This window comes from Paraburkholderia xenovorans LB400 (assembly GCF_000013645.1).
Lineage (GTDB): Bacteria > Pseudomonadota > Gammaproteobacteria > Burkholderiales > Burkholderiaceae > Paraburkholderia > Paraburkholderia xenovorans.
On the sequence record NC_007951.1, the window covers coordinates 4,499,974 to 4,525,916 of the forward strand.

Genomic DNA, 25,943 nt, shown 5'->3' on the forward strand with positions numbered 1-25,943 from the left:
CAGCTCCACGGCAACTGTGCGGCATATGGCCGCCACGGCGGCGCCGCCGTGATGCGTTCTGGCGCTACAAACAAAAAAGCTTACTCAGCTTCTTGCACTTCGACTTCTTCAACTTCCGGACGGTCGAGCAGTTCAACCAGTGCCATCGGAGCGTTGTCGCCGACGCGGAAGCCGAACTTCAGGACGCGCAGGTAGCCGCCCGGACGGGTAGCGTAACGCGGGCCCAGAACTTCGAACAGCTTCGTGACCGAGTCACGATCGCGCAGGCGGTTGAACGCCAGACGACGATTTGCCAGCGACGGCTTCTTGCCGAGCGTGATCAGCGGCTCGACAACTTTACGGAGTTCTTTTGCTTTCGGCAGCGTGGTCTTGATGACTTCGTGCTCGATCAGCGAGTTGGACATATTACGGAGCATTGCCAGACGGTGGCTGCTCGTGCGGTTCAGTTTCCGCAAACCATGACGGTGACGCATGTTAATTCCTTCGATTCAAAGTTTTGGTCCAGCTCTTCTATCGCGCTCAATTCACCCGAAGGTGTGAGTGCACGGGCCGGTAGTGAAAAAAGACAAGACGCGGATTTTAAAGGAAAATCCGCGTCTTTGCCAGTGCAGCGGCGGGTTCTGTCCCGGGACTGCTTGTCGATTACTTGTCCAACCCAGCCGGCGGCCAGTTCTCGAGTTTCATGCCGAGCGTCAAACCACGCGACGCCAGTACTTCCTTGATTTCGTTCAGTGACTTGCGGCCCAGATTCGGCGTCTTGAGCAGCTCGTTTTCCGTGCGCTGGATCAGGTCGCCGATGTAGTAAATGTTCTCGGCCTTCAGGCAGTTCGCGGAACGAACCGTCAGTTCGAGATCATCAACCGGACGCAGCAGGATCGGATCGATCTGCGGCGCACGCGACGGCGCTTCAGCCGTTGCTTCGGTGCCTTCCAGAGCAGCGAAGACCGACAGTTGATCGACCAGAATGCGCGCCGACTGACGGATCGCTTCTTCCGGCGAAATCACACCGTTGGTTTCGATGTTCATCACGAGCTTGTCGAGGTCGGTACGCTGTTCGACGCGAGCGCTTTCAACGGCGTAGCTCACGCGGCGAACCGGCGAGAACGACGCATCCAGCACGATACGGCCGATGATCTTGGCCGACTCTTCGCCATAACGACGCACATTGCCCGGCACATAGCCGCGGCCCTTCTCCACCTTGATCTGCACGTCGAGCTTGCCGCCCTTCGACAGATGCGCGATCACGTGATCCGGGTTGATCACTTCGCAATCGTGTGCGAGTTCGATGTCGCCAGCGGTGACAACGCCTTCGCCTTCCTTGCGCAGCGTAACCGTCACTTCGTCACGGTTATGCAGCTTGAACACCACGCCCTTCAGGTTCAACAACAGGTTGACCACATCCTCTTGCACACCGTCGAGCGTCGAATACTCATGCACGACGCCTGCGATCGTCACTTCGGTCGGCGCGTAGCCGATCATCGACGACAGCAGTACGCGCCGGAGCGCGTTACCCAAGGTGTGGCCGTAACCGCGTTCAAACGGTTCCATGACCACTTTCGCGTGGCTCTCACCAAGCGATTCAACTGCGATGATCTTGGGCTTCAACAAACTGGTTTGCATAGGTTTTCCTTTTCAATACCCTCGGCTCGTTACACCGATAAGGCTGACCGGTAACAACCTGAAAATAAACAGCCGAGACGCCTCCTTGCTTAGCGCAATCGAGGTGCCCCGGCCGTTAATCCGATTACCGCGAATACAATTCGACGATCAGGCTTTCGTTGATATCGCCAGCGATGTCGCTGCGTTCCGGCTTCTGCTTGAACGTACCTTCGAACTTCTTCGAATCGACAGCAACCCAGCTCGGCAGACCACCTTGCTCAGCCAGCGACAGCGCTTCGAGAATACGCGCTTGCTTCTTCTTCTGTTCGCGGACTGCGACGACGTCACCGGCCTTCACTTGCATCGACGGGATGTTCGACACGACGCCGTTCACCATGATCGCCTTGTGGCTCACCAGCTGACGTGCCTCAGCGCGCGTCGAACCGAAACCCATGCGATACACGACGTTATCCAGACGCGATTCGAGCAATTGCAGCAGGTTTTCACCCGTGTTGCCCTTCAGGCGGTCGGCTTCAGCGAAGTAACGACGGAATTGGCGCTCGAGAACACCGTAGATACGCTTCACTTTTTGCTTTTCGCGCAACTGCGTGCCGTAGTCGGACGTGCGTGCACCCGAGGTGCGGCCATGCTGGCCAGGCTTGCTGTCAAGCTTGCACTTGTCAGCCAGCGAACGACGGGCGCTCTTCAGGAAGAGGTCAGTGCCTTCACGGCGGGACAGCTTGGCCTTAGGGCCGATATAACGTGCCACGTTGGTTCCTTCAATGATTAATCACGCGAATGCGTCCACTCGCGCTAGTCCGAACCCTTTGGGTCGAACGGTGGGCTTAGTCAATTCAATAGCGCAAGCAGCCTGCCGCCGCGCAAGGCGGCAACAGGCGCTAGCAAAACAAGCGTCTTAGATACGACGACGCTTCGGCGGACGGCAGCCGTTGTGCGGAACCGGAGTCACGTCGGAGATCGCGGTGATCTTGATACCAAGACCATGCAACGCGCGCACCGCCGACTCACGGCCTGGACCGGGGCCCTTGATCCGCACTTCGAGGTTCTTCACGCCGTATTCCATCGCCACGCGGCCTGCCGATTCGGCTGCCACCTGAGCTGCAAACGGGGTCGATTTACGCGAACCCTTGAAGCCCTGACCACCCGACGTTGCCCAAGCAAGTGCATTGCCTTGACGATCAGTGATCGTGATGATGGTGTTATTGAACGACGCGTGAACGTGAACCACGCCCTCGGCGACGTTCTTCTTGACCTTCTTGCGAACGCGTTGCGCCGCGGAGTTGTTCGAAGCCTTAGCCATTACGTTTTCCTGTAACTGTCAGTTCCGCTTACTTCTTCAGCGATTGCGCTGCACGACGCGGACCCTTGCGCGTACGGGCATTCGTACGCGTACGTTGGCCGCGCAGGGGCAAGCCCTTACGATGCCGAACGCCACGGTAGCAGCCGAGATCCATCAGGCGCTTGATGTTCATCGTCGTTTCACGGCGCAGATCGCCTTCAACGATGAACTTGCCGACTTCTTCACGCAGCTTTTCGAGGTCTGCGTCGTTCAGGTCTTTGACCTTCTTCGAAAATGCCACACCAGCAGCGACGCAAATGTCGCGCGAGCGCGTGCGGCCGATACCGTAAATAGCCGTCAGGCCGATTTCGGTATGCTGGTGATTCGGGATGTTAACCCCTGCGATACGAGCCATTGTTTTTCCTCAAACAAAAAGCGCAAGCAAAAGCGCGGCGTTCAGCCTTGACGCTGTTTGTGGCGCGGATCAGAGCTGCAAATCACGCGCACAACGCCTTTGCGCTTGATGATCTTGCAATTGCGGCAAATGCGTTTAACCGATGCCATCACTTTCATGATATTACCCTTTTTTCAAATCACTTCGCCCGGAACACGATCCGCGCACGCGACAGATCGTAAGGCGTCAATTCAACCGTCACCTTGTCGCCCGGCAAGATCCGGATGTAATGCATCCGCATCTTCCCAGATATGTGTCCCAATACGACATGGCCGTTTTCCAGCTTCACCCTGAAGGTAGCATTAGGCAGGTTTTCGATGACTTCACCCTGCATCTGGATAACATCGTCTTTGGCCATAAGTCCTTTCAACGCATCGGGACGCCGCCGCCTTTGAAATTAGCTTTCTTCAGCAGCGATTCATACTGTTGCGACATAACGTACGACTGCACCTGTGCCATGAAATCCATTGTGACGACGACAATGATCAGCAGCGACGTTCCACCAAAATAAAACGGTACGTTCCAGCGCAGCACCAGAAACTCGGGCAGCAGACAAACAAACACGATGTAGATCGCACCGGCCAGCGTCAAACGCGTCAGGATGCGGTCGATGTATCGCGCCGTTTGATCGCCCGGGCGAATACCTGGGACGAAAGCGCCACTCTTTTTCAGGTTGTCGGCCGTCTCTCTGCTGTTGAACACCAGCGCGGTGTAGAAGAAGCAGAAGAAAACGATCGCCAACGCGTACAGCAACACGTACACGGGTTGACCGGGCTTAAGGGCTTCGGCTACGTTGTGCAACGTGTCTGCGAACCAACCGGTACGCGATCCCGAACTAAACCAGTTCAGGATGGTTGCCGGGAAGAGAATGATCGACGACGCAAAGATCGGCGGAATCACGCCCGACATGTTCAACTTCAACGGCAGATGCGAAGACTGTCCACCGTAAATCTTGTTACCGACTTGCCGCTTCGCGTAGTTCACAAGAATCTTGCGCTGGCCGCGTTCGATGAACACCACCAGATACGTCACAGCAGCAATCAGTGCGACGACGATAATCGCGGATATCGGGCTCATCGAGCCGGTTTGCACCAGCGAAACAAGTCCGCCAATCGCATTCGGGAAACCCGCTGCAATCCCGCCGAAAATAATGATCGAAATACCGTTACCAAGCCCACGCTCCGTGATCTGCTCACCCAGCCACATCAGGAACATCGTGCCGGTCACCAGCGTCACGACCGTCGTCAACCGAAAAACCATCCCCGGATCAATCACCAGGCCCGGCTGATTTTCCAACGCGACGGCAATGCCGAACGCCTGGAACGTCGCCAACAGGACCGTAAAGATACGCGTGTACTGCGTGATCTTGCGCTGCCCCGCCTGCCCTTCTTTTTTAAGCGCTTCGAGCTGCGGCGAGACAATTGCCAGCAACTGCATGATGATCGACGCCGAAATATACGGCATGATCCCCAGCGCGAAAATCGTGAACCGCGAAAGTGCGCCACCCGAAAACATGTTGAACATGCCAAGGATGCCGCCCGACTGGCTTTGGAACAACTTTGCCAGCTGGTCCGGGTCGATACCCGGCACCGGAATATGCGCGCCGATGCGATAGACGATCAACGCCAGCAGCAGGAACACTGCACGCCGACGCAGATCGCCGAACTTCGCCGCGCTGCGACCGGGTTTTGCGAGACTCGGGCTGTTAGCCAAGTACCTTCTCCGATGCAAATGCTAGTGACGGCAAATAACTTGCGCGTTACTCGGCAAAAGAGCCGCCAGCTGCTTCAATAGCAGCGCGCGCACCCTTCGTCGCACCCAGACCCTTCACAACGACCTTGCGCTTCAGCTCGCCCGTCGCGATGATCTTGGCGCTCTTGATCAGCTCGCCGACCAGGCCGGCTTGCTTCAGAGCCAGCAGATCGATTTCGTCGACCGGCAGCTTTTCCAGATCCGAGAGACGCACTTCACCAACGAATTCCTTCGTCAGCGACGTAAAGCCGCGCTTCGGCAGGCGACGTTGCAGCGGCATTTGACCGCCTTCGAAGCCGACCTTGTGAAAGCCGCCCGAACGCGACTTCTGACCCTTGTGACCACGGCCAGCGGTCTTGCCGAGGCCGGAGCCGATGCCGCGACCAACGCGACGCTTTGCGTGCTTCGCGCCTTCAGCCGGCTTCAGGTTATTCAATTCCATTATCAACTCCTTGAGTCCTGGTCAGCCGCTTAGCTGATGACCTTAACGAGGTACGAAACCTTGTTGATCATGCCGCGCACGGCCGGCGTGTCCTGCAACTCGCTAACCGAGTTGAGTCGGCGCAGACCCAAGCCACGCACCGTCGCACGGTGCGTTTCACGGGTGCCGATCAGGCTCTTGACGAGCTGGACCTTGACAGTTTTATCAGACATGGTGTCCACCTTAGCCCAGAATATCTTCGACGGACTTGCCGCGCTTCGCCGCGATGTCACCCGGCGTGGACTGCTTGCGCAGACCATCGAGCGTTGCACGAACGAGGTTGTACGGGTTCGTCGAACCGTGGCTCTTAGCAACCACGTTTTGCACGCCCATCACGTCGAACACTGCGCGCATCGGGCCGCCAGCGATCACGCCCGTACCATCCTTCGCCGGAGCGAGGAGGACTGCAGATGCGCCATGCTTACCATGCACTTCGTGTTGCAACGTGCCGTTCTTCAGCGGCACCTTGAACATGTTGCGGCGAGCTTGTTCCATTGCCTTCTGAACAGCAACCGGAACTTCCTTCGCTTTGCCCTTGCCCATGCCGATGCGGCCATCACCGTCGCCAACCACGGTCAGTGCGGCAAAACCGAGAATCCGGCCGCCCTTCACAACCTTGGTAACGCGGTTGACCGAAATCATCTTTTCGCGCAGGCCGTCGTCGCGTTCGTCAGCCTGAACTTTCGCTTGCATCTTTGCCATGACGAATTCTTCCCTTAGAACTTGAGTCCGGCTTCGCGCGCCGCATCAGCCAGCGCTTTCACGCGGCCGTGGTAACGGAAACCGGAACGGTCGAAGGCGACGGATTCGATGCCGGCAGCCTTAGCCTTTTCTGCGATGCGCTTACCAATCAGCGTAGCAGCAGCGACATTGCCGCCCTTGCCCGTCTGATCAGCCAGTTGCGCACGCACTTCGGCCTCGAGCGTCGACGCGCTGGCGAGCACCTTGGTGCCGCACGGCGAGAACACTTGCGCATAGATGTGCGTGTTCGTGCGATGCACGGCGAGACGCGCGACCTGCAGCTCAGCGATCTTGATACGCGTCTGACGAGCGCGGCGCAGGCGAGATTGAGTCTTATCCATGATTGCGCACCCTTACTTCTTCTTCGTTTCTTTGAGGATCACAACCTCATTGGCGTAACGCACACCCTTGCCCTTGTAGGGCTCCGGCGGGCGATAGCCGCGCACTTCTGCAGCGACCTGGCCAACTTGTTGCTTGTTGATCCCCTTGATCACGATTTCGGTTTGCGTCGGGGTTTCAGCCTTGATGCCTTCCGGCATCTGGTGCACCACGGGGTGCGAGAAACCCAGCGACAGGTTCAGCTTGTCGCCTTGCGCTTGTGCGCGGTAACCAACGCCAACCAGCGTCAGCTTGCGCTCGAAACCCTTCGTCACGCCGTTCACCATGTTCGCAACCAGTGCGCGCATCGTGCCCGACATCGCATTCGCTTCGCGGCTTTCGTCAACCGGCTCGAACTTCAGCGTGCCGTTGTCGTTCACCACCTTCACGAGGCTGTTGGCAGCCTGCGAAATCGTACCCAGCGGGCCCTTGACGGTAATGCGTTCGTCGCTCAGGGCCACTTCTGCGCCTTGCAGCGCGACAGGGCTTTTACCTACTCGAGACATGTTTCTCTCCTTTCGGCCTTAAGCGACGTAGCAGATGACTTCGCCGCCAACGCCCGTTGCACGCGCCTTGCGGTCCGTCATCACGCCCTTCGGCGTCGACACGATTGCCACGCCGAGGCCATTCATGACCACGGGGATGTCGTTACGGCCGCGGTACACACGCAGACCAGGCTTCGAGACGCGTTCAATGCGTTCGATAACCGGACGGCCAGCGTAGTACTTCAACACGATGTTCAATTCAGACTTCGCACCTTCGGACTTCACTGCGAAATCATCGATATAACCTTCGTCCTTCAGGACCTGCGCAATCGCAACCTTGACTTTCGACGAGGGCATAGTCACCGAGACTTTCTCAACCATCTGCGCATTGCGGATGCGAGTCAGCATATCGGCGATAGGATCACTCATGCTCATTTACGTTTCTCCTATTACCAGCTCGCCTTGGTCAGGCCAGGGATCTCGCCGCGGAACGCGATTTCGCGAATCTTGTTACGCGCCAGCCCGAATTTACGGAACGTGCCACGCGGGCGACCGGTAATTGCACAACGGTTGCGCTTACGGGTCGGATTAGAGTTACGCGGCAGTTGTTGCAATTCCAGACGTGCTGCGTAATGCTCTTCGTCCGACTTGCTCATATCGCCGATAATCGCTTTCAGCTCTGCACGCTTGGGAGCGTACTTAGCGGCCAGGCGAGCACGCTTCTTTTCACGTTCGATCAGTGCCAGTTTAGCCACGGTAACCTCAGTTTCTGAACGGGAACTTGAAGCTGGCGAGCAGAGCCTTTGCTTCGTCGTCGGTCTTCGCAGTCGTCGTGATGCTGATGTTCAGCCCACGCAGCGCGTCGATCTTGTCGTAGTCGATTTCGGGGAAAATGATCTGCTCTTTCACACCGATGTTGTAGTTGCCGCGACCGTCGAACGCACGACCCGACACGCCACGGAAGTCACGCACCCGGGGGAGCGCGACCGTCACGAAACGGTCCAGAAATTCGTACATTGCCTGACCACGCAACGTGACCATTGCACCGATCGGATAGCCTTGACGGATCTTGAAGCCAGCGATTGCCTTGCGTGCCTTCGTGATCACCGGCTTCTGGCCTGCGATCTTCGTCAGGTCGCCAACGGCGTTTTCGATGATCTTCTTGTCAGCGACCGCTTCGCCAAGACCCATATTAAGGGTGATCTTGGTGATGCGCGGCACTTCCATCACGGACTTGTAACCGAACTTCTCGATGAGGCCGGGTACAACCTTTTCTTTGTAAAACTCTTGCAAACGAGCCATTTTTTTACTCCGCAGCGTCAGGCGCTCAGCTCGGCACCGGTCGTTTTAAGGAAACGGATTTTCTTGTCTCCCTCGACCTTGATGCCTACACGCGACGCCTTGCCATTCGCGTCGACCAATGCGACGTTCGAAATTTGCAGCGGCATCGTCTTGGCTTCCACACCGCCCGTCGTACCCTTCATCGGATTCGGCTTGACGTGCTTCTTGACGAGGTTGATACCCTCGACAATCACTTTGCCTTCGCCAACGGACAGCACGACGCCGCGCTTGCCTTTATCTTTGCCGGTGATGACGATAACTTCGTCACCTTTGCGAATCTTGTTCATCGCGACTCCTTACAGCACTTCAGGTGCCAACGAAACGATCTTCATGAATCGTTCGCTGCGCAACTCGCGCGTGACAGGCCCGAAAATACGGGTGCCAATAGGTTCGAGCTTGGCATTCAACAACACAGCGGCGTTGCCATCGAACTTGATCAGCGAGCCGTCCTGACGGCGCACGCCCTTGGCGGTACGAACCACCACGGCGTTATAAATTTCGCCTTTCTTCACGCGCCCGCGCGGCGTTGCTTCTTTGACGGTCACCTTGATGATGTCGCCAATGCTGGCATAACGACGCTTCGAGCCGCCGAGCACCTTGATGCACATGACTTCACGTGCACCCGTGTTGTCGGCCACTTCAAGCCGAGTTTCGGTCTGGATCATGGTTTATCTTTCCCAACTTAATCCGGTCACACCACCATGGCGCACCCGGTCAGTCTTGGTCCCGTCAGCCAATCGGCTGCTTGGGTTAGAACAGCAGCGACGGCAAACGAAACCCGCCATCGCAATGCGGTGAATCCTTCGGAACAGGCTGGCGCCCGAACCGCTTCCCCCACCAACTTCGCCCGCGACGGGGCTCCCATAAAAGAGGGAAGACCGAGATTATAACAAATAATCTCGGTCTTGCAAGCGAAACTTACTGCGATTTCAATTACTTCTACAACTTTGCGGCGTCAGATGACGCGAGCAGCCTCGACCAGGCGAGCCACAACCCAAGCTTTCGTCTTCGAAATCGGACGCGTTTCCTGGATTTCAACGAGGTCGCCCTCGTTGTACGTGTTCGCATCGTCATGCGCGTGGTACTTCTTCGAACGCACAACGTATTTGCCGTAGATCGGGTGCTTCACGCGGTGCTCAACCAGCACGGTGACCGTCTTGTCCATCTTGTTGCTGACGACCTTGCCGACCAGCGTCCGCTTAAGCGAGGTTTTTACGCTATCGTTCATTTCTGGTTCGCCTTCTCAGTCAGGACGGTCCGCACACGTGCGATGTCGCGACGAACCTTCTTCAGCTGGCTCGTGTTCGTGAGCTGCTGGGTCGCGAGTTGCATGCGCAGGCCGAATTGCGCCTTCAACAGGTCCGACAGCTCCTTGTTGAGCGCGGCCTGATCTTTCTGGTGAAGTTCGGAAGCCTTCATCATTTGCTCCTTAGGCGCCGAGCTGACGCACGATAAACGTCGTCTTGAGCGGCAGCTTAGCTGCAGCCAGACGGAACGCTTCGCGTGCCAGCTCTTCGGTTACGCCGTCCATTTCGTACAGCATCTTGCCCGGTTGAATCTCTGCGACGTAGTACTCAGGGTTACCCTTACCGTTACCCATCCGTACTTCAGCCGGCTTGTGCGAGATCGGCTTGTCCGGGAAGATGCGGATCCAGATGCGGCCACCACGCTTGATGTGACGCGTCATTGCACGACGTGCCGCTTCAATCTGGCGCGCGGTCAAGCGACCACGACCGATAGCCTTCAGGCCGAACTCACCGAACGACACCGCGTTGCCGCGGGTAGCGATACCGGTGTTACGACCCTTCTGCTCTTTGCGATACTTTCTGCGTTTCGGTTGCAGCATCGTTATTCTCCAGTCTTCCCGCCGTCGCCGGCACCGCCAGCACGACGAGGAGCGCCACGGCGAGCACCTGCCGGGCCACCACCTTCACCATCGCGACGCGGACGACGATCGCCACCCGGACGTGCGTTGCGGCGCGGACGCTTTTCTTCGGCGACTTCTTCAACCACCGGTGCGTCGTTGCGGCCGAGCGTGTCGCCCTTGTAGACCCACACCTTCACGCCGATGATGCCGTACGTCGTCTTTGCTTCCGACGTTGCGTAGTCGATATCAGCACGCAGCGTATGAAGCGGCACGCGACCTTCGCGATACCATTCCGTACGGGCGATTTCGATACCGTTCAGGCGGCCAGCGCTCATGATCTTGATGCCCTGAGCACCCAGACGCATTGCGTTTTGCATCGCACGTTTCATTGCGCGGCGGAACATGATCCGGCGCTCGAGCTGCTGCGTGATCGAATCCGCGATCAGTTGCGCGTCGGTTTCCGGCTTGCGGATTTCTTCGATGTTGACGTGGACCGGAACGCCCATGCGGCGTTGCAGTTCCGACTTCAGCAGCTCGATATCTTCGCCCTTCTTACCGATGACCACACCCGGACGCGAACTATAAATCGTGATGCGCGCGTTTTTCGCCGGACGCTCGATAACGACACGACCAACCGAAGCGTTCTTCAGCTTCTTCTTCAGGTATTCACGAACACCGATGTCTTCCTGCAACATCGCCGCGAAATTGTTGTTGTTCGCGTACCAACGCGACGCCCAATTGCGGCTGACGGCCAAACGGAAGCCAGTCGGATGAATTTTCTGTCCCATCGTATGACCCCTTAATTCCCGACCGTCACAGTGATGTGACAGGATTGCTTCTCGATGCGGTTACCGCGGCCTTTAGCGCGCGCGGTAAAACGCTTGAGCGACGCAGCCTTGTCGATGTAGATGCTCGTGATCTTGAGCTCATCGATATCGGCGCCTTCGTTATGCTCCGCATTCGCGATCGCCGACAGCACGACCTTTTTCACGATTCCCGCAGCCTTCTTCGGCGAGAACGTCAGAACGTTCAGCGCCTTGTCGACCGGCAAACCGCGGATCTGGTCAGCCACAAGGCGCGTTTTCTGCGCCGAGATGCGGGCACCGCGATGAATTGCTTTCACTTCCATCATGAGCCCCTTATTTCTTAGCCTTCTTGTCGGCTGCATGACCCTTGAACGTACGGGTCAATGCGAACTCGCCAAGCTTGTGGCCGACCATGTTTTCCGAGATGTACACCGGAACGTGTTGACGGCCGTTATGAACGGCGATCGTCAGACCGATGAAATCCGGGAGGATCGTCGAACGGCGCGACCAGGTTTTGATCGGCTTCTTATCCCGCGAAGCTGCTGCCGCCTCAACTTTCTTCAGCAAATGGGCGTCGCAGAACGGACCTTTTTTTACAGAACGTGCCATTGCCTACTCCTTAACGCTTGTGACGGCGCTGGACGATCATGCTCGTCGTGCGCTTGTTGCTGCGGGTGCGATAACCCTTAGTAGGCGTGCCCCACGGGCTCACCGGATCACGACCTGCAGCCGTCTTGCCTTCACCACCACCGTGCGGGTGATCGACCGGGTTCATTGCAACGCCACGCACCGTCGGGCGGATACCGCGCCAGCGGTTTGCGCCAGCCTTACCGATTTGACGGAGGCTGTGCTCTTCGTTGCCAACTTCACCGATTGTCGCGCGGCACTCAACGTGGACGCGGCGGATTTCACCCGAGCGCAGGCGGACCTGTGCGTAGATACCTTCACGAGCCAGCAGCATCGCCGACGTACCAGCCGAACGCGCCATTTGCGCGCCCTTGCCCGGCAGCATTTCGATGCAGTGGATCGTCGTACCGACCGGGATGTTGCGGATCGGCAGCGTGTTGCCAGCGCGGATCGGCGCTTCCGAACCCGACATCAGTTGCTGGCCGACGGTGACACCCTTCGGAGCAATGATGTAGCGACGTTCGCCGTCTGCGTACAGAACCAGCGCAATGTTCGCGCTACGGTTCGGGTCGTACTCGAGACGTTCGACCTTCGCTGCGATACCGTCCTTATTGCGACGGAAATCGACGACACGATAGTGATGCTTGTGACCACCACCCTTATGACGGGTCGTGATGTGGCCGTTGTTGTTACGGCCGGCGGTCGTGGATTGCGAGTCGAGCAGCGGTGCGAACGGCTTGCCCTTATGCAGATCCTTGTTGACCACCTTGACCATCGCACGGCGACCCGGCGAAGTCGGCTTAACTTTAACGATTGCCATGATTACTTGGCCTCCGCTTCAAAGTTGATTTCCTGGCCGGGCTTCAGGCAGACGTACGCCTTTTTCACGTCCTTGCGCTTGCCCATGAAGCGGCCAAAGCGCTTGGCTTTGCCCTTCGAGACCAGCACGTTGACGGAATTGACTTCCACCTTGAACAGCAGCTCGACTGCAGCTTTCACTTCCTGCTTCGTGGCATCGGGCGCGACTTCGAACACGACTTGCTCGTTCTTGTCGGCCACCAGCGTCGCCTTTTCGGAGATCACCGGCGCGAGCAGGACCTGCATCAAACGATGATCGTTCTTGCGAATCTCGCTCATGACAGCAACTCCTCGATCTGGGCGACCGCAGCCTTCGTGATCAGGATCTTCTTGAAGTAGATCAGCGACAGCGGGTCGGCGTAACGCGGCTCGACAACTGCCACATGGGCGAGGTTGCGCGACGCGAGGTACAGGTTTTCGTCAACCGTGTCGGTAATCACCAGCACGGAGTCGAGACCCATCGCCTTGAATTTTTCGGCCAGCAGCTTCGTCTTCGGCGCTTCGAGCGTCAGCTCGTCGACCACCGAGATGCGGCCTTCGCGGGCCAGCTGCGAGAAGATCGAACAGAGACCTGCGCGATGCATCTTCTTGTTGACCTTGTGCGAAAAGTTTTCTTCCGGCGAATTCGGGAAGATCCGGCCACCGCCGCGCCACAACGGGCTCGACGACATACCGGCACGGGCGCGGCCCGTACCCTTCTGGCGCCACGGCTTCTTGGTCGTGTGCTTGACTTGCTCACGGTCCTTCTGCGCGCGGTTGCCGCTACGGGCATTCGCTTGATACGCCACCACAACCTGGTGAATCAGGGCTTCGTTGTAATCGCGACCGAACACGACGTCCGACGCGCTAACGCCTGCACCTTCCTGACCATTGGCATTCAGGAGCTTAAGTTCCATTATTTCGCTCCTTTCACGGCACGCGTCTTCACGGCCGGCGTAACGAATACCTTGCCACCCTTCGCACCCGGAACGGCGCCCTTGACCAGCAACAGCTTGCGGTCAGCGTCGATACGAGCGATTTCGAGGTTTTGCACCGTTACCGTGTCGTCACCCATGTGACCGGTCATGCGCTTACCCGGGAAAACACGACCCGGATCCTGCGCCATACCGATCGAACCCGGCACGTTGTGCGAGCGCGAGTTACCGTGCGATGCACGGCCGGATGCGAAGTTGTAACGCTTGATGGTACCGGCGTAGCCCTTACCGATCGACACGCCTTGCACGTCGACCTTCTGGCCTACTTCGAACAGGTCGGGACCGACCACGGTGCCGTTCGACAACTCGGCAGCCTTGGCAGCATCAATCTGGAATTCTTTGAGGATTTCACCGGCTTGAACACCGGCTTTGGCGAGATGACCGGCCAACGGCTTCGTCACACGCGATGCACGGCGCGTACCGAATGCAACCTGTACGGCCGTGTAGCCGTCGGTTTCAACAGTCTTGATCTGCGTCACGCGGTTGTCGGACACGTCCAGCACGGTAACGGGAATCGAATCCCCTTCTGCCGTGAAGATACGGGTCATGCCAACCTTGCGACCTACGAGTCCAAGGCTCATCGTTTTCTCCATTCCCGACTGCGATTGGTCGGGGCTAATTTACAAAATGCCGGTGCCGTTTCGGGCATGCGCTTCGAATGAAGACATGCTGCTGCACACCGACTTTTTTGCGCAAATGCGCGAAAAGCCCACTATTATAGCGAGACTTTTCGTTTTCCGCAAGCAATCAATGACTTAGCGCAGCCCGGTAAGCCAGGCAGCGCTTTGAAGCTTTATTGCAGCTTGATTTCCACGTCCACGCCAGCCGGCAGGTCCAGCTTCATCAGTGCGTCAACGGTCTTGTCCGTCGGATCGACGATGTCCATCAGGCGTTGGTGCGTACGGATTTCGAGCTGATCGCGCGACGTCTTGTTGACGTGCGGCGAACGCAGGATGTCGAAGCGTTGAATGCGGGTCGGCAGCGGAACCGGACCACGAACGATTGCGCCAGTCCGCTTTGCCGTGTCGACGATTTCAGCAGCCGATTGATCGATCAGGCGATAGTCGAAAGCCTTCAGGCGAATGCGGATTTTCTGGTTCTGCATGACAATTCCTTGGAAAAGAGCGAGGCGGTATTGCACCGCCAAACAGTAAAGAACGTAGAGCCGGGCGGCCGCTGAGGGCCGGCGCCCGGCTCCGGGCACCACTTGCAGCAAATACGTCAAGCCGCGATTTTACTCGAGAATCTTGGCAACCACACCTGCGCCGACCGTACGGCCGCCTTCGCGGATTGCGAAACGCAGACCTTCTTCCATCGCGATCGGGTTGATCAGCTTCACCGTGATCGACACGTTGTCGCCCGGCATGACCATTTCCTTGTCCTTCGGCAACTCGATCGAGCCCGTCACGTCCGTCGTACGGAAGTAGAACTGCGGACGATAGTTGTTGAAGAACGGCGTGTGACGGCCACCTTCGTCCTTGCTCAGCACGTACACTTCAGCCGTGAAGTGCGTGTGCGGGTTGATCGAACCCGGCTTGGCCAGCACCTGGCCACGCTCCACGTCTTCACGCTTCGTGCCGCGCAGCAGGATACCCACGTTGTCGCCCGCCTGACCTTGATCGAGCAGCTTGCGGAACATTTCCACGCCCGTGCAGGTCGTCTTCACCGTCGGCTTGATACCGACAATTTCGATTTCCTCGCCGACCTTCACGACGCCGCGCTCAACGCGACCCGTCACCACCGTACCGCGACCCGAGATCGAGAACACGTCTTCCACCGGCATCAGGAACGCACCGTCAACTGCGCGCTCCGGCGTCGGGATGTACGTGTCCAGCGCGTCGGCCAGATTCATGATCGCCACTTCGCCCAGCTCGCCCTTGTCGCCTTCCAGCGCCAGCTTCGCCGAACCCTTGATGATCGGCGTCTCGTCGCCCGGGAAGTCGTACTTCGACAGAAGTTCGCGAACTTCCATCTCGACCAGCTCCAGCAGCTCAGCGTCGTCCACCATGTCGCACTTGTTCAGGAACACGATGATGTACGGCACGCCAACCTGACGCGCCAGCAGGATGTGCTCGCGCGTTTGCGGCATCGGGCCGTCAGCGGCCGAGCACACCAGGATCGCGCCGTCCATCTGCGCTGCGCCCGTGATCATGTTCTTCACATAGTCAGCGTGGCCCGGGCAGTCGACGTGTGCGTAGTGGCGGTTAGCCGTTTCGTACTCGACGTGTGCCGTGTTGATCGTGATACCACGCGCCTTCTCTTCCGGCGCCGCGTCGATCTGGTCGTATGCCTTCGCTTCGCCGCCAAACTTCTGCGTCAGAACCGTCGTGATCGCTGCCGTCAGCGTGGTCTTGCCGTGGTCAACGTGACCGATCGTGCCGACGTTCACGTGCGGCTTGGTCCGTTCGAATTTACCTTTAGCCATGTTTCTCTTCTTTCAAAAAGTTAATCGTTGAATGACTTGCCGCGCGATTACTTCGACTTCGCGTTGATGATCGCTTCGGACACGTTACGCGGTGCTTCGGAGTAGTGCTTGAACTCCATCGTGTACGTTGCACGACCTTGGGTCAGCGAACGCAGCGACGTCGAGTAGCCGAACATTTCCGACAGCGGCACTTCGGCACGAACAATCTTGCCGCCGCCAACCATGTCGTCCATGCCCTGCACGATGCCGCGACGACCCGACAGGTCGCCCATCACGTTGCCCATGTAATCTTCAGGCGTTTCGACTTCCACTGCCATCATCGGTTCGAGGATGACCGGTTGAGCCTTGCGCATTGCTTCCTTGAACGCCATCGAGCCGGCCATGCGGAACGCATTTTCGTTCGAGTCAACGTCGTGGTACGAACCGAACGTCAGGTGAACCTTGACGTCGACGACCGGGAAGCCCGCCAGCACGCCTGCCTTCAGCGTTTCCTGGATACCCTTGTCCACCGCCGGGATGTATTCGCGCGGAATCACACCGCCCTTGATCTCGTCGAGGAACTCGTAGCCCTTGCCTTGTTCGTTCGGCTCGAGCGTAATAACCGCGTGACCGTACTGGCCGCGACCACCCGACTGCTTGACGAACTTGCCGTCAACGTCTTCCGCCTTGCCGCGAATCGTTTCGCGATAAGCAACCTGCGGCTTGCCGACGGTCGCTTCCACGCCGAATTCGCGCTTCATACGGTCAACCAGAATTTCCAGGTGGAGCTCGCCCATGCCCGAAATAATGGTTTGGCCCGATTCTTCGTCCGTTTGAACGCGGAACGAGGGATCTTCCTGTGCCAGACGGTTCAGCGCCAGACCCATCTTTTCCTGGTCAGGCTTCGTCTTCGGCTCAACAGCCTGCGAAATCACCGGCTCCGGGAAAATCATGCGTTCGAGCACGATCGGGCTTTGCGGATCGCACAGCGTGTCACCGGTCGTTGCGTCTTTCAGGCCGACTGCAGCAGCGATGTCGCCTGCGCGGACTTCCTTGATTTCTTCGCGCTGGTTCGCGTGCATCTGCAGAATACGACCCAGACGTTCCTTCTTGTCTTTGGTCGCGTTCAGCACGGTGTCGCCCGAATTCACGACGCCCGAGTACACGCGGAAGAAGATCAGCTGGCCGACGAACGGGTCGGTCATGATCTTGAATGCCAGTGCCGAGAACTTTTCGTCGTCGGCAGCGCGGCGCTCGCCCTTTTCACCGTTTTCCAGCTCGCCGGTAACCGGCGGGATGTCGATCGGCGACGGCAGGAAGTCGAGCACGGCGTCCAGCATGCGTTGCACGCCCTTGTTCTTGAACGCGGTACCGCACAGCATGGGCTGGATTTCGCAAGCAATCGTACGGTCGCGCAGACCCTTGACGATTTCCGCTTCCGTCAGTTCGCCCTCTTCGAGGTACTTGTTCATCAGGTCTTCGCTCGACTCAGCAGCCGCTTCGACCATCTTTTCGCGCCACTCGTTGCACGAGTCGACCAGTTCAGCCGGAATTTCTTCGTACGAGAACTTCGTGCCTTGGGACGCTTCGTCCCAAATGATCGCCTTCATCTTCAGCAGATCGACGACGCCCGTGAAGTTTTCTTCCGCGCCGATAGGCACCACGACCGGAACCGGGTTCGCCTTCAGACGCAGCTTGAGCTGGTCGTAAACCTTGAAGAAGTTCGCGCCGGTACGGTCCATCTTGTTGATGAACGCGAGACGGGGAACCTTGTACTTGTTAGCCTGACGCCACACGGTTTCCGACTGGGGCTGAACGCCGCCCACAGCGCAGTACACCATGCACGCGCCGTCGAGCACGCGCATCGAGCGCTCAACTTCAATCGTGAAGTCGACGTGACCCGGGGTGTCGATGATGTTGATGCGGTGCTCAGCGCGGTCGCCGGCCATGCCTTTCCAGAACGCCGTGGTAGCAGCGGACGTGATCGTGATACCGCGTTCCTGCTCCTGCTCCATCCAGTCCATGGTGGCAGCGCCGTCGTGAACTTCACCAATCTTGTGGTTCACGCCGGTGTAGAACAGGATGCGCTCGGTCGTCGTCGTTTTGCCGGCGTCGATGTGAGCGCTAATACCGATGTTACGGTAGCGCTCGATAGGTGTCTTGCGAGCCACTTTGATCCTCTATTGGGATGACGCGATGCGAGAAAATACCCATCGCGCTGTAACACAAACGGGCGAGGCGCTTTGTAAGCGCACCCGCCCGGAATTTCTTTCCGTTTTTTCTGCTAAACCCGGGGTGGGGAAGCTTAGAAACGGAAGTGCGAGAACGCCTTGTTGGCTTCTGCCATCCGGTGAACTTCGTCGCGCTTCTTCATTGCGCCGCCACGGCCTTCGGCCGCTTCGGAGAGTTCACCTGCCAGACGCAGGGCCATCGACTTCTCGCTGCGCTTCTTCGCGGCCTCACGCAGCCAACGCATCGCCAATGCCATACGACGCGACGGGCGCACTTCGACCGGAACCTGATAGTTCGCACCACCAACGCGGCGGCTCTTCACTTCGACCACCGGCTTGACGTTGTTGAGCGCTACCGTAAACACTTCCAGCGGGTCCTTGCCACCCTTGGTCTGGATCTGTTCGAAAGCGCCGTACACGATACGCTCGGCAACCGACTTCTTGCCCGAGAGCATCAGCACGTTCATGAACTTAGCTACATCAACGTTACCGAATTTCGGATCCGGCAACACTTCCCGCTTGGGGACTTCGCGACGACGCGGCATGTTTCTTCCTTTAACTTTTCAGTTGGAGCTAACTTTTAGCCCCGCGGCCACCAACTAACCCGATTCATCCCTAACGACTTACCAGCCTGGTCGGGTGACCACTTACTCGACAGCACCGGCGATTCCGGCACCACCGCTATTACCGCCTTTGCAGGCGACCTGAAACTACTGACCGGCTAATTGGTTGCCAGCTTATTTACCAGCTTTTGCACGCTTCGCACCGTACTTCGAGCGAGCCTGCTTACGATCCTTGACGCCCTGGGTATCCAGCGAGCCACGAACCATGTGGTAACGCACACCCGGCAAGTCCTTGACACGACCGCCGCGAATCAGCACGACCGAGTGTTCCTGCAGATTGTGGCCTTCACCACCGATGTAAGAAATCACTTCGAAGCCGTTCGTCAGACGAACCTTGGCAACCTTACGCAGTGCCGAGTTAGGCTTCTTCGGCGTCGTGGTGTACACACGGGTGCACACGCCGCGACGCTGGGGGCAGTCCTGCAAAGCCGGGCTCTTGCTCTTCGTCGTTTCCGACGCGCGGCCTTTGCGAACCAGTTGATTGATGGTTGGCATTGTTTATTCCTGAAATTGAACAAAATCGACGCATCTGTTTCCGGGCAAAGCAGAAACGATTGCGCATCGAACTTCCGGACCGGTAGTCGGCGCACGAATAGACTTCGCGCGCAGGCATTCCAAGAACCGGAACCTAGCATAATATTCCGAAATTACTAAGGGAGTCAACAGGTTGCGATGTTTCGTACCCCTGCCGACCTGGCCAGGCGCTCGCTGAGCGCTTAGTCGGCGGCGACGACTTCCAGCAATTCGTCGCCGAAGCGGTCGAGCTTGCGTGCGCCCATGCCCGGAATGCCACGCAAATCTTCGATGGAATCGGGACCGTTACGGGCGATTTCCGCCAGCGTCGCGTCGTGGAAGATCACATACGCCGGCACGCCGTCGCTCTTCGCCGTTTCGGTGCGCCACGCACGCAGGCGTTCCCAGCGGGCGCGTTCACGTGGTCCCATGCCGATTGTCGGGTCGGCGCGTTCACTGGTGCGGCCGGACGATTGACGTGTACGCGTCGGCTTCACGTACCGGCGCATCGTGACGTTCTGCTCGCCCTTTAGCACGGGTTTGCTCGTCTCGGTCAGGACCAGCGAGCCGAACCCCTCATGATCGACCGTCAGATAGCCGAACGCGACGAGTTGGCGAAATATCGCGCGCCACTCGGGTTCGCCTAGCGCCGAACCGATACCGAACGTGGTCAGTTTCTCATGACCACGCTGCAGGATTTTCTCGTTGCTGTTGCCGCGCAGGATGTCGATCAGATGTCCCGCGCCGAAATGAAAACCGCTCGCCCGCTGCGCGCGGAACACGCACGACAGCGCCATCTGCGCCTCACGCGTAGCATCCCACGTGTCCGGCGGTTCAAGACAGTTGTCGCAGTTGCCACATGGCTTGCTCGATTCGCCGAAATACGCCAGCAACCGCACCCGCCGGCAGGTTGCCGCTTCGCACAGACCGAGCAGCGCGTCCAGCTTGCCGGTCTGCACGCGCTTGTGCGCGTCGTCGGCGTCGGACTCGTCGATCATCTTGCGTTGCTGCACGACGTCGCCGAGGCCGTAGGCCATCCACGCATTCGCCGGCATGCCGTCGCGGCCCGCGCGCCCCGTTTCCTGGTAATAGCCTTCGACGCTCTTCGGCAAGTCGAGGTGAGCGACAAAACGCACGTCCGGCTTGTCGATGCCCATGCCAAATGCAATCGTCGCGCACATCACGATGCCTTCCTCGCGCTGAAACATCTCCTGATGCTTCTGACGGATCTCGAAGTCCATGCCGGCGTGATACGGCAGCGCACGCATCCCTTTTTCTTTCAGCCACTCCGCGGTCTCTTCGACCTTGCGGCGCGACAGGCAATAGACAACGCCGGCGTCGGTCGTGCCGTCCGGCTTCGAATGTTCCGCGCGGATAAAGTCCAGCAACTGCGTACGCGCGTTGTCCTTTTCAACGATGCGATAGCGGATGTTCGGCCGGTCGAAGCTCGACACGAAAATGCGCGCGTCGTCCAGCGCGAGCCGGTGGATGATCTCGTCCCGCGTGATTGCATCGGCGGTGGCCGTCAGCGCGATTCGAGGCACGTTCGGAAACCGCTCGTGCAGCACCGACAACTGGATGTATTCCGGCCGGAAATCATGTCCCCATTGCGACACACAATGAGCCTCGTCGATGGCGAACAAGCCGATGCGGGTACGTTCCAGCAATTCCTGGAAACGGGGCGTCATCAACCGTTCCGGCGCCACGTAGAGGAGATCGATATCGCCTTCGCGCAATGCACGCTCGGTCGCCATCGCCTCGGCGCTCGACAGCGTCGAATTCAGGTACGCCGCGCGCACGCCCACCTCTGTAAGCGCGGCCACCTGATCCTGCATCAGCGCGATCAGCGGAGACACGACGATGCCTGTGCCGAAGCCGCGCTCGCGGCGCACCAGCGACGGAATCTGATAACACAAGGATTTGCCGCCGCCCGTCGGCATCAGCACGAGACAATCGCCGCCGCCGGCGACGTGCTCGACAATTTCGCCCTGCTGTCCTCTGAACGCGGGGTAACCGAAGACTTCGTTGAGGATTTCGAGCGGACGGGACATGGATTTGAGAGAAGCAGCGTGATGCCGGTGACACGAATTTTACCAACGCATTCGTGCTGCGCCCGCGCTTTCCTGCAACGTTAGCCTTTCGGCCTAACAAAGCAGGGGGTAAGCGCGTAAAAAGAAAGCGCATAAAAAAAGCCGCTCAGTCGAAACTGAGCGGCTTCGCTGGCTGGTGAGCCGAGGCGGCTTGTGCCGCCTCGGCCACTGACCTGAGCTTACTCGCCTGAGTGCTGCTGTTCGGCGGCCGGAGTTTCCGGCGTACCGAATTCGAACGACTCTTCCGCTGCGATCTGATCGAAACGCTCGCGGTCGGACAGTTCCTTGCTCTTGCGTGCCTTGTGGAACGCGAGACCCGTACCGGCCGGAATCAGACGGCCGACGATCACGTTTTCCTTCAGACCACGCAGGTCGTCGCGCTTGCCCATGATCGCCGCTTCGGTCAGCACGCGCGTCGTTTCCTGGAACGACGCCGCCGAGATGAACGAATCGGTCGACAACGAGGCCTTCGTGATACCGAGCAGCACGTTTTCGTACGTTGCCGGACGCTTGTCTTCCGCGATCATACGGTCGTTCTCGTCGAGCATATCCGACCGCTCGACCTGTTCGCCCGGGATGAAACGCGTATCGCCGTTGTCCGTAATCTGCACGCGGCGCAGCATCTGACGAACAATCACTTCAATGTGCTTGTCGTTGATCTTCACGCCTTGCAGACGGTACACGTCCTGCACTTCGTCCACGATGTAACGCGACAGCGCTTCGACGCCCTGCAAACGCAGAATGTCGTGCGGATCCGCCGGCCCGTCGACGATCATTTCGCCCTTGTTGACGACCTGACCATCGTGCACCAGAACCTGCTTTTCCTTCGCGATCAGGAACTCGTGCTGGTTGCCCTCGAGGTCCGTGATAACGAGACGCTGCTTGCCCTTCGTGTCCTTACCGAACGACGTCGTACCCGTGACTTCCGCCAGGATACCTGCGTCCTTCGGCGAACGTGCTTCGAACAGTTCCGCCACACGCGGCAGACCGCCGGTAATGTCACGCGTCTTCTGCGATTCAGTCGGGATCCGTGCGAGCACTTCACCGACCTGCACTTGCTGACCATCCTTCACGGTGATCAGAGCGCCGACCTGGAAGCCGATCTGCACCGAGTGCTCGGTGTTCGGGATCTTGACTTCTTCGCCGTTCGCATCGAGCAGCTTGACCTGCGGACGCACCGTCTTCGACGCTTGCGAACCACGACGCTTCACGTCGATCACGACCAGCGTGGACAGACCCGTCACGTCGTCGATCTGCTTGGCAACCGTCACGCCTTCTTCGACGTTTTCGAACTTCACCGTACCACCGTACTCGGTGATGATCGGACGCGTCATCGGGTCCCACGTGGCCAGTTGCGTGCCGGCCTTGATCTGCGCGCCGTCCAGTTGCAACAGCGTCGCGCCGTACGGCACCTTGTGACGTTCGCGCTCGCGACCGTGGTCGTCGGTGATCATCGCTTCGCCCGAACGCGAGATGACGATCTGCTCGCCCTTCGCGTTGGTGACGTAACGCATGGTTGCGGTGAAACGCACCGTACCGTTCGACTTCGCTTCAACCGACGAAGCCACTGCCGCACGCGATGCCGCACCACCGATGTGGAACGTACGCATCGTAAGCTGCGTGCCCGGTTCACCGATCGACTGAGCAGCGATCACGCCGACTGCTTCACCGACGTTGACCGACGAGCCGCGGCCCAGGTCGCGGCCGTAGCAGGCTGCGCACAGACCGTAACGCGTCTCGCAAGTCAGCGGCGTACGCACGCGCACTTCGTCGATGCCGAGGCGTTCGATTTCTTCGACCGCATCTTCGTCGAGCAACGTGCCCGTTTCGTACAGGGTTTCCTGCGATTCCGGATTGACGACGTCAGCCACCGTCACGCGACCGAGAATACGGTCACGCAGCGCTTCGACGACTTCACCGCCTTCGACCAACGCCTTCATGGCAACGCCGTTGGACGTACCGCAATCGTCCTCGACCACCACCAGATCCTGCGTCACGTCCACGAGACGACGCGTCAGGTAACCCGAGTTCGCCGTCTTCAGTGCCGTATCAGCCAGACCCTTACGTGCGCCGTGGGTCGAGATGAAGTACTGCAACACGTTCAGGCCTTCACGGAAGTTCGCCGTAATCGGCGTCTCGATGATCGAGCCGTCCGGCTTCGCCATCAGGCCACGCATACCGGCCAGCTGACGAATCTGAACCGCGGAACCACGAGCACCCGAGTCCGCCATCATGTAAATCGAGTTGAACGATTCCTGACGCGTTTCGTTGCCGTCGCGATCCGTGACCGGTTCCGTCGACAACTGTTCCATCATCGCCTTGCCGACCGCTTCCGACGTTGCCGACCAGATGTCGACCACGTTGTTGTAGCGCTCTTGCGACGTGACGAGACCCGACATGTACTGACGGTCGTATTCCTTCACCTTCTTCGCGGCGTCGCCAACGATGGTTTCCTTCTGCGGCGGCACGAGCATGTCGTCGACGCAGATCGAGATACCAGCGCGCGTTGCCAGACGGAAACCCGACTGCATCAACTGGTCGGCGAAAATCACCGTTTCACGCAGACCGCACTTGCGGAATGCGGTGTTGATGAGGCGCGAGATTTCCTTCTTCTTCAGCGGCTTGTTGAGCACCGAAAACGGCAGGCCCGGCGGAAGGATTTCCGACAGGATTGCGCGGCCGACGGTGGTCGCGTACAGCGAGATCTTCGGCACGAACGCCGGCGCACCGTCCGACTTGTCTTCGTTATGGACCATTTCCGTGATCCGCACGTTGACGCGCGAGGCCAGCTCGACTTCCTTGTTCTCGTACGCACGCAACGCTTCCGAAACGCCGGTGAACGTCAGACCTTCGCCCTTGGCGTTCACTGCTTCACGGGTCGCGTAGTACAGACCGAGCACGATATCCTGCGACGGCACGATCGACGGATCGCCGTTGGCCGGGAACAGAATGTTGTTCGACGCCAGCATCAACGTACGCGCTTCCATCTGCGCTTCCAGCGACAGCGGCACGTGAACAGCCATCTGGTCACCGTCGAAGTCGGCGTTGAACGCCGCGCAAACGAGCGGATGCAACTGGATAGCCTTACCTTCGATCAGCACCGGCTCGAAAGCCTGAATGCCGAGACGGTGAAGCGTAGGCGCACGGTTCAGCATGACCGGATGTTCACGAATGACTTCTTCGAGAATGTCCCACACCACCGGCGTCTGGTTCTCGACTTCCTTCTTCGCGGCCTTGATGGTGGTAGCGACACCCATCACTTCGAGCTTGTTGAAGATGAACGGCTTGAACAGTTCGAGCGCCATCAGCTTCGGCAGACCGCACTGATGCAGCTTGAGCGTCGGGCCGACCACGATCACCGAACGGCCCGAATAGTCGACGCGCTTACCAAGCAGGTTCTGACGGAAACGACCGCCCTTACCCTTGATCATGTCAGCGAGCGACTTCAGCGGACGCTTGTTCGCGCCGGTCATGGCCTTACCGCGGCGACCGTTGTCGAGCAGCGAATCGACGGCTTCCTGCAGCATCCGCTTTTCGTTGCGGACGATGATTTCAGGCGCCTTCAGTTCGAGCAGACGCTTCAACCGGTTGTTACGGTTGATCACGCGGCGATACAGGTCGTTCAGGTCCGACGTCGCGAAGCGGCCGCCGTCGAGCGGCACCAGCGGACGCAGTTCCGGCGGCAGCACCGGCAGCACTTCGAGCACCATCCAGTCAGGCTTGATGCCCGAACGCTGGAAAGCCTCGAGCACCTTCAGGCGCTTCGCGTACTTCTTGATCTTCGCTTCCGAACCCGTGTTCTTGAGTTCGGTGCGCAGCATCTCGACCTGTTCGTCGATGTTGATCGCGCGCAGCAGCTCGCGCACGCCTTCCGCGCCCATCTCGGCACGGAATTCGTCACCGTATTCTTCGACCTTGTTGTAGTAATCCTCTTCCGTCATGATCTGCCGCGCTTTCAGCGGCGTCATGCCCGGATCGATCACCACGTATGCTTCGAAATACAGCACGCGTTCGATATCGCGCAGCGTCATGTCGAGCACCATGCCCAGACGCGACGGCAGCGACTTCAAAAACCAGATGTGCGCAACCGGCGAGGCCAGTTCGATGTGGCCCATGCGTTCGCGACGCACTTTCGCCAGCGTCACTTCGACGCCGCACTTCTCGCAGATCACGCCACGATGCTTCAGGCGCTTGTACTTACCGCAAAGACATTCGTAGTCTTTGATCGGCCCGAAGATCTTCGCGCAGAACAAACCATCGCGTTCCGGCTTGAACGTCCGGTAGTTGATGGTTTCCGGCTTCTTCACTTCACCGAACGACCACGAACGGATCTTGTCCGGCGAAGCCAGACCGATCTTGATCGCGTCAAAAACTTCAGGCTGTTGGACTTGCTTGAATAGATCGAGCAGAGCTTTCATT

Annotated in this window: 35 protein-coding genes; all 35 read right to left on the reverse strand. The window is 58.6% G+C overall.

Annotated elements, in window-relative coordinates:
- Positions 1-80: 80 nt before the first annotated feature.
- Positions 81-473 carry a 50S ribosomal protein L17 gene (rplQ, locus tag BXE_RS20190; protein WP_006052227.1) on the reverse strand — a complete coding sequence of 131 codons (393 nt, stop codon included), beginning with the start codon at positions 471-473 and terminating at the stop codon, positions 81-83.
- A 169-nt stretch (positions 474-642) separates the two neighbouring features.
- A complete protein-coding gene (locus tag BXE_RS20195; protein ID WP_006052226.1) occupies positions 643-1,620 on the reverse strand; it encodes a DNA-directed RNA polymerase subunit alpha in 978 nt (325 codons plus the stop codon).
- A gap of 124 nt (positions 1,621-1,744) precedes the next feature.
- Positions 1,745-2,368 carry a 30S ribosomal protein S4 gene (gene rpsD / locus BXE_RS20200; protein ID WP_011490048.1) on the reverse strand — a complete coding sequence of 208 codons (624 nt, stop codon included), beginning with the start codon at positions 2,366-2,368 and terminating at the stop codon, positions 1,745-1,747.
- A gap of 147 nt (positions 2,369-2,515) precedes the next feature.
- Positions 2,516-2,920, reverse strand: a complete 405-nt coding sequence (rpsK, locus tag BXE_RS20205) for a 30S ribosomal protein S11 (RefSeq protein WP_006052224.1) — start codon at positions 2,918-2,920, stop codon at positions 2,516-2,518.
- Positions 2,921-2,948: 28 nt separating this feature from the next.
- Entirely contained in the window at positions 2,949-3,314 is a 366-nt protein-coding gene (gene rpsM / locus BXE_RS20210) for a 30S ribosomal protein S13 (protein ID WP_006052223.1), read from the reverse strand.
- A 41-nt stretch (positions 3,315-3,355) separates the two neighbouring features.
- Positions 3,356-3,472: a 50S ribosomal protein L36 gene (gene rpmJ, locus BXE_RS20215; protein ID WP_004199844.1), complete on the reverse strand. Its 117-nt coding sequence runs from the start codon at positions 3,470-3,472 to the stop codon at positions 3,356-3,358.
- A 20-nt stretch (positions 3,473-3,492) separates the two neighbouring features.
- The gene (infA, locus tag BXE_RS20220) at positions 3,493-3,711 is read right to left on the reverse strand and encodes a translation initiation factor IF-1 (protein ID WP_004521905.1); all 219 of its coding nucleotides are present in this window, start codon (positions 3,709-3,711) and stop codon (positions 3,493-3,495) included.
- Between the two features lie 8 nt (positions 3,712-3,719).
- The gene (gene secY, locus BXE_RS20225) at positions 3,720-5,066 is read right to left on the reverse strand and encodes a preprotein translocase subunit SecY (protein WP_011490049.1); all 1,347 of its coding nucleotides are present in this window, start codon (positions 5,064-5,066) and stop codon (positions 3,720-3,722) included.
- A 46-nt stretch (positions 5,067-5,112) separates the two neighbouring features.
- Positions 5,113-5,547 (reverse strand): 50S ribosomal protein L15, encoded by a 435-nt coding sequence (rplO, locus tag BXE_RS20230; protein WP_011490050.1) that lies wholly within the window; start codon positions 5,545-5,547, stop codon positions 5,113-5,115.
- Between the two features lie 29 nt (positions 5,548-5,576).
- Positions 5,577-5,759 carry a 50S ribosomal protein L30 gene (gene rpmD, locus BXE_RS20235; protein ID WP_007180126.1) on the reverse strand — a complete coding sequence of 61 codons (183 nt, stop codon included), beginning with the start codon at positions 5,757-5,759 and terminating at the stop codon, positions 5,577-5,579.
- 10 nt (positions 5,760-5,769) lie between these two features.
- Positions 5,770-6,288, reverse strand: coding sequence for a 30S ribosomal protein S5 (gene rpsE / locus BXE_RS20240; protein WP_007180127.1), 519 nt, complete (start codon positions 6,286-6,288; stop codon positions 5,770-5,772).
- Between the two features lie 14 nt (positions 6,289-6,302).
- Positions 6,303-6,668: a 50S ribosomal protein L18 gene (gene rplR / locus BXE_RS20245; RefSeq protein ID WP_006052218.1), complete on the reverse strand. Its 366-nt coding sequence runs from the start codon at positions 6,666-6,668 to the stop codon at positions 6,303-6,305.
- 12 nt (positions 6,669-6,680) lie between these two features.
- Positions 6,681-7,211 carry a 50S ribosomal protein L6 gene (gene rplF / locus BXE_RS20250; protein ID WP_011490051.1) on the reverse strand — a complete coding sequence of 177 codons (531 nt, stop codon included), beginning with the start codon at positions 7,209-7,211 and terminating at the stop codon, positions 6,681-6,683.
- An 18-nt stretch (positions 7,212-7,229) separates the two neighbouring features.
- On the reverse strand, positions 7,230-7,625 hold the full coding sequence (gene rpsH, locus BXE_RS20255; protein WP_006052216.1) for a 30S ribosomal protein S8: 396 nt from the start codon (positions 7,623-7,625) through the stop codon (positions 7,230-7,232).
- A gap of 14 nt (positions 7,626-7,639) precedes the next feature.
- Entirely contained in the window at positions 7,640-7,945 is a 306-nt protein-coding gene (gene rpsN / locus BXE_RS20260; protein WP_006052215.1) for a 30S ribosomal protein S14, read from the reverse strand.
- Positions 7,946-7,952: 7 nt separating this feature from the next.
- Entirely contained in the window at positions 7,953-8,492 is a 540-nt protein-coding gene (gene rplE / locus BXE_RS20265; RefSeq protein ID WP_006052214.1) for a 50S ribosomal protein L5, read from the reverse strand.
- Between the two features lie 17 nt (positions 8,493-8,509).
- A complete protein-coding gene (gene rplX / locus BXE_RS20270; RefSeq protein ID WP_011490052.1) occupies positions 8,510-8,818 on the reverse strand; it encodes a 50S ribosomal protein L24 in 309 nt (102 codons plus the stop codon).
- A gap of 9 nt (positions 8,819-8,827) precedes the next feature.
- A complete protein-coding gene (rplN, locus tag BXE_RS20275) occupies positions 8,828-9,196 on the reverse strand; it encodes a 50S ribosomal protein L14 (RefSeq protein WP_006052212.1) in 369 nt (122 codons plus the stop codon).
- 290 nt (positions 9,197-9,486) lie between these two features.
- Positions 9,487-9,759: a 30S ribosomal protein S17 gene (gene rpsQ, locus BXE_RS20280; protein ID WP_007180129.1), complete on the reverse strand. Its 273-nt coding sequence runs from the start codon at positions 9,757-9,759 to the stop codon at positions 9,487-9,489.
- Positions 9,756-9,950 carry a 50S ribosomal protein L29 gene (gene rpmC, locus BXE_RS20285; RefSeq protein ID WP_007180130.1) on the reverse strand — a complete coding sequence of 65 codons (195 nt, stop codon included), beginning with the start codon at positions 9,948-9,950 and terminating at the stop codon, positions 9,756-9,758. The genes rpsQ and rpmC overlap by 4 nt, the downstream gene beginning before the upstream one ends.
- A gap of 10 nt (positions 9,951-9,960) precedes the next feature.
- Positions 9,961-10,377: a 50S ribosomal protein L16 gene (gene rplP / locus BXE_RS20290; RefSeq protein ID WP_007180131.1), complete on the reverse strand. Its 417-nt coding sequence runs from the start codon at positions 10,375-10,377 to the stop codon at positions 9,961-9,963.
- 2 nt (positions 10,378-10,379) lie between these two features.
- Positions 10,380-11,186, reverse strand: coding sequence for a 30S ribosomal protein S3 (rpsC, locus tag BXE_RS20295; RefSeq protein WP_011490053.1), 807 nt, complete (start codon positions 11,184-11,186; stop codon positions 10,380-10,382).
- Between the two features lie 11 nt (positions 11,187-11,197).
- Positions 11,198-11,530 carry a 50S ribosomal protein L22 gene (rplV, locus tag BXE_RS20300; RefSeq protein ID WP_007180133.1) on the reverse strand — a complete coding sequence of 111 codons (333 nt, stop codon included), beginning with the start codon at positions 11,528-11,530 and terminating at the stop codon, positions 11,198-11,200.
- Between the two features lie 7 nt (positions 11,531-11,537).
- Positions 11,538-11,813, reverse strand: a complete 276-nt coding sequence (gene rpsS / locus BXE_RS20305; RefSeq protein ID WP_004199273.1) for a 30S ribosomal protein S19 — start codon at positions 11,811-11,813, stop codon at positions 11,538-11,540.
- Between the two features lie 10 nt (positions 11,814-11,823).
- Positions 11,824-12,651, reverse strand: coding sequence for a 50S ribosomal protein L2 (gene rplB / locus BXE_RS20310; protein WP_011490055.1), 828 nt, complete (start codon positions 12,649-12,651; stop codon positions 11,824-11,826).
- A gap of 2 nt (positions 12,652-12,653) precedes the next feature.
- The gene (rplW, locus tag BXE_RS20315) at positions 12,654-12,968 is read right to left on the reverse strand and encodes a 50S ribosomal protein L23 (RefSeq protein ID WP_007180135.1); all 315 of its coding nucleotides are present in this window, start codon (positions 12,966-12,968) and stop codon (positions 12,654-12,656) included.
- Positions 12,965-13,585 (reverse strand): 50S ribosomal protein L4, encoded by a 621-nt coding sequence (rplD, locus tag BXE_RS20320; protein ID WP_007180136.1) that lies wholly within the window; start codon positions 13,583-13,585, stop codon positions 12,965-12,967. Before rplD ends, rplW begins: the two co-directional genes overlap by 4 nt.
- Positions 13,585-14,244, reverse strand: coding sequence for a 50S ribosomal protein L3 (gene rplC / locus BXE_RS20325; protein WP_007180137.1), 660 nt, complete (start codon positions 14,242-14,244; stop codon positions 13,585-13,587). Before rplC ends, rplD begins: the two co-directional genes overlap by 1 nt.
- A gap of 212 nt (positions 14,245-14,456) precedes the next feature.
- On the reverse strand, positions 14,457-14,768 hold the full coding sequence (gene rpsJ, locus BXE_RS20330; protein WP_006998489.1) for a 30S ribosomal protein S10: 312 nt from the start codon (positions 14,766-14,768) through the stop codon (positions 14,457-14,459).
- Positions 14,769-14,897: 129 nt separating this feature from the next.
- Positions 14,898-16,088 (reverse strand): elongation factor Tu, encoded by a 1,191-nt coding sequence (tuf, locus tag BXE_RS20335; RefSeq protein ID WP_007180138.1) that lies wholly within the window; start codon positions 16,086-16,088, stop codon positions 14,898-14,900.
- A gap of 47 nt (positions 16,089-16,135) precedes the next feature.
- The gene (fusA, locus tag BXE_RS20340; RefSeq protein ID WP_011490056.1) at positions 16,136-18,238 is read right to left on the reverse strand and encodes an elongation factor G; all 2,103 of its coding nucleotides are present in this window, start codon (positions 18,236-18,238) and stop codon (positions 16,136-16,138) included.
- A 134-nt stretch (positions 18,239-18,372) separates the two neighbouring features.
- Positions 18,373-18,843 (reverse strand): 30S ribosomal protein S7, encoded by a 471-nt coding sequence (gene rpsG, locus BXE_RS20345; protein ID WP_006053291.1) that lies wholly within the window; start codon positions 18,841-18,843, stop codon positions 18,373-18,375.
- A gap of 192 nt (positions 18,844-19,035) precedes the next feature.
- Complete coding sequence (rpsL, locus tag BXE_RS20350) at positions 19,036-19,416, reverse strand: 30S ribosomal protein S12 (protein ID WP_006998493.1); 381 nt, start codon at positions 19,414-19,416, stop codon at positions 19,036-19,038.
- A 221-nt stretch (positions 19,417-19,637) separates the two neighbouring features.
- Positions 19,638-21,485 (reverse strand): DNA helicase RecQ, encoded by a 1,848-nt coding sequence (recQ, locus tag BXE_RS20355; RefSeq protein ID WP_011490057.1) that lies wholly within the window; start codon positions 21,483-21,485, stop codon positions 19,638-19,640.
- 218 nt (positions 21,486-21,703) lie between these two features.
- The gene (gene rpoC, locus BXE_RS20360) at positions 21,704-25,942 is read right to left on the reverse strand and encodes a DNA-directed RNA polymerase subunit beta' (protein ID WP_011490058.1); all 4,239 of its coding nucleotides are present in this window, start codon (positions 25,940-25,942) and stop codon (positions 21,704-21,706) included.
- Between the last annotated feature and the right edge of the window lies 1 nt (position 25,943).

Excerpts from the sequence above, each read along its gene's own strand:
- rpsC (WP_011490053.1), bottom strand. The coding sequence starts at position 11,186 with ATGGGACAGAAAATTCATCCGACTGGCTTCCGTTTGGCCGTCAGCCGC.
- rpmD (WP_007180126.1), bottom strand. The coding sequence starts at position 5,759 with ATGTCTGATAAAACTGTCAAGGTCCAGCTCGTCAAGAGCCTGATCGGC.
- rplQ (WP_006052227.1), bottom strand. The coding sequence starts at position 473 with ATGCGTCACCGTCATGGTTTGCGGAAACTGAACCGCACGAGCAGCCAC.
- rplR (WP_006052218.1), bottom strand. The coding sequence starts at position 6,668 with ATGGATAAGACTCAATCTCGCCTGCGCCGCGCTCGTCAGACGCGTATC.
- rpsQ (WP_007180129.1), bottom strand. The coding sequence starts at position 9,759 with ATGAACGATAGCGTAAAAACCTCGCTTAAGCGGACGCTGGTCGGCAAG.
- rplX (WP_011490052.1), bottom strand. The coding sequence starts at position 8,818 with ATGAACAAGATTCGCAAAGGTGACGAAGTTATCGTCATCACCGGCAAA.
- rplD (WP_007180136.1), bottom strand. The coding sequence starts at position 13,585 with ATGGAACTTAAGCTCCTGAATGCCAATGGTCAGGAAGGTGCAGGCGTT.
- rplW (WP_007180135.1), bottom strand. The coding sequence starts at position 12,968 with ATGAGCGAGATTCGCAAGAACGATCATCGTTTGATGCAGGTCCTGCTC.
- rplV (WP_007180133.1), bottom strand. The coding sequence starts at position 11,530 with ATGATGGAAGTGAAAGCAATTCATCGCGGTGCCCGCATCTCGGCGCAG.
- rpsM (WP_006052223.1), bottom strand. The coding sequence starts at position 3,314 with ATGGCTCGTATCGCAGGGGTTAACATCCCGAATCACCAGCATACCGAA.
- BXE_RS20195 (WP_006052226.1), bottom strand. The coding sequence starts at position 1,620 with ATGCAAACCAGTTTGTTGAAGCCCAAGATCATCGCAGTTGAATCGCTT.
- infA (WP_004521905.1), bottom strand. The coding sequence starts at position 3,711 with ATGGCCAAAGACGATGTTATCCAGATGCAGGGTGAAGTCATCGAAAAC.
- rpmC (WP_007180130.1), bottom strand. The coding sequence starts at position 9,950 with ATGAAGGCTTCCGAACTTCACCAGAAAGATCAGGCCGCGCTCAACAAG.
- rpsS (WP_004199273.1), bottom strand. The coding sequence starts at position 11,813 with ATGGCACGTTCTGTAAAAAAAGGTCCGTTCTGCGACGCCCATTTGCTG.
- rpoC (WP_011490058.1), bottom strand. The coding sequence starts at position 25,942 with ATGAAAGCTCTGCTCGATCTATTCAAGCAAGTCCAACAGCCTGAAGTT.
- rplB (WP_011490055.1), bottom strand. The coding sequence starts at position 12,651 with ATGGCAATCGTTAAAGTTAAGCCGACTTCGCCGGGTCGCCGTGCGATG.
- rplP (WP_007180131.1), bottom strand. The coding sequence starts at position 10,377 with ATGCTGCAACCGAAACGCAGAAAGTATCGCAAAGAGCAGAAGGGTCGT.
- rpmJ (WP_004199844.1), bottom strand. The coding sequence starts at position 3,472 with ATGAAAGTGATGGCATCGGTTAAACGCATTTGCCGCAATTGCAAGATC.
- recQ (WP_011490057.1), bottom strand. The coding sequence starts at position 21,485 with ATGTCCCGTCCGCTCGAAATCCTCAACGAAGTCTTCGGTTACCCCGCG.
- rplF (WP_011490051.1), bottom strand. The coding sequence starts at position 7,211 with ATGTCTCGAGTAGGTAAAAGCCCTGTCGCGCTGCAAGGCGCAGAAGTG.
- rpsL (WP_006998493.1), bottom strand. The coding sequence starts at position 19,416 with ATGCCAACCATCAATCAACTGGTTCGCAAAGGCCGCGCGTCGGAAACG.
- rpsH (WP_006052216.1), bottom strand. The coding sequence starts at position 7,625 with ATGAGCATGAGTGATCCTATCGCCGATATGCTGACTCGCATCCGCAAT.
- rpsE (WP_007180127.1), bottom strand. The coding sequence starts at position 6,288 with ATGGCAAAGATGCAAGCGAAAGTTCAGGCTGACGAACGCGACGACGGC.
- rplE (WP_006052214.1), bottom strand. The coding sequence starts at position 8,492 with ATGGCTCGTTTGCAAGAGTTTTACAAAGAAAAGGTTGTACCCGGCCTC.
- rpsK (WP_006052224.1), bottom strand. The coding sequence starts at position 2,920 with ATGGCTAAGGCTTCGAACAACTCCGCGGCGCAACGCGTTCGCAAGAAG.
- rplO (WP_011490050.1), bottom strand. The coding sequence starts at position 5,547 with ATGGAATTGAATAACCTGAAGCCGGCTGAAGGCGCGAAGCACGCAAAG.
- rplN (WP_006052212.1), bottom strand. The coding sequence starts at position 9,196 with ATGATCCAGACCGAAACTCGGCTTGAAGTGGCCGACAACACGGGTGCA.
- rpsG (WP_006053291.1), bottom strand. The coding sequence starts at position 18,843 with ATGCCGCGTCGTCGCGAAGTCCCCAAGCGGGAAGTGTTGCCGGATCCG.
- rplC (WP_007180137.1), bottom strand. The coding sequence starts at position 14,244 with ATGAGCCTTGGACTCGTAGGTCGCAAGGTTGGCATGACCCGTATCTTC.
- rpsJ (WP_006998489.1), bottom strand. The coding sequence starts at position 14,768 with ATGCAGAACCAGAAAATCCGCATTCGCCTGAAGGCTTTCGACTATCGC.
- tuf (WP_007180138.1), bottom strand. The coding sequence starts at position 16,088 with ATGGCTAAAGGTAAATTCGAACGGACCAAGCCGCACGTGAACGTCGGC.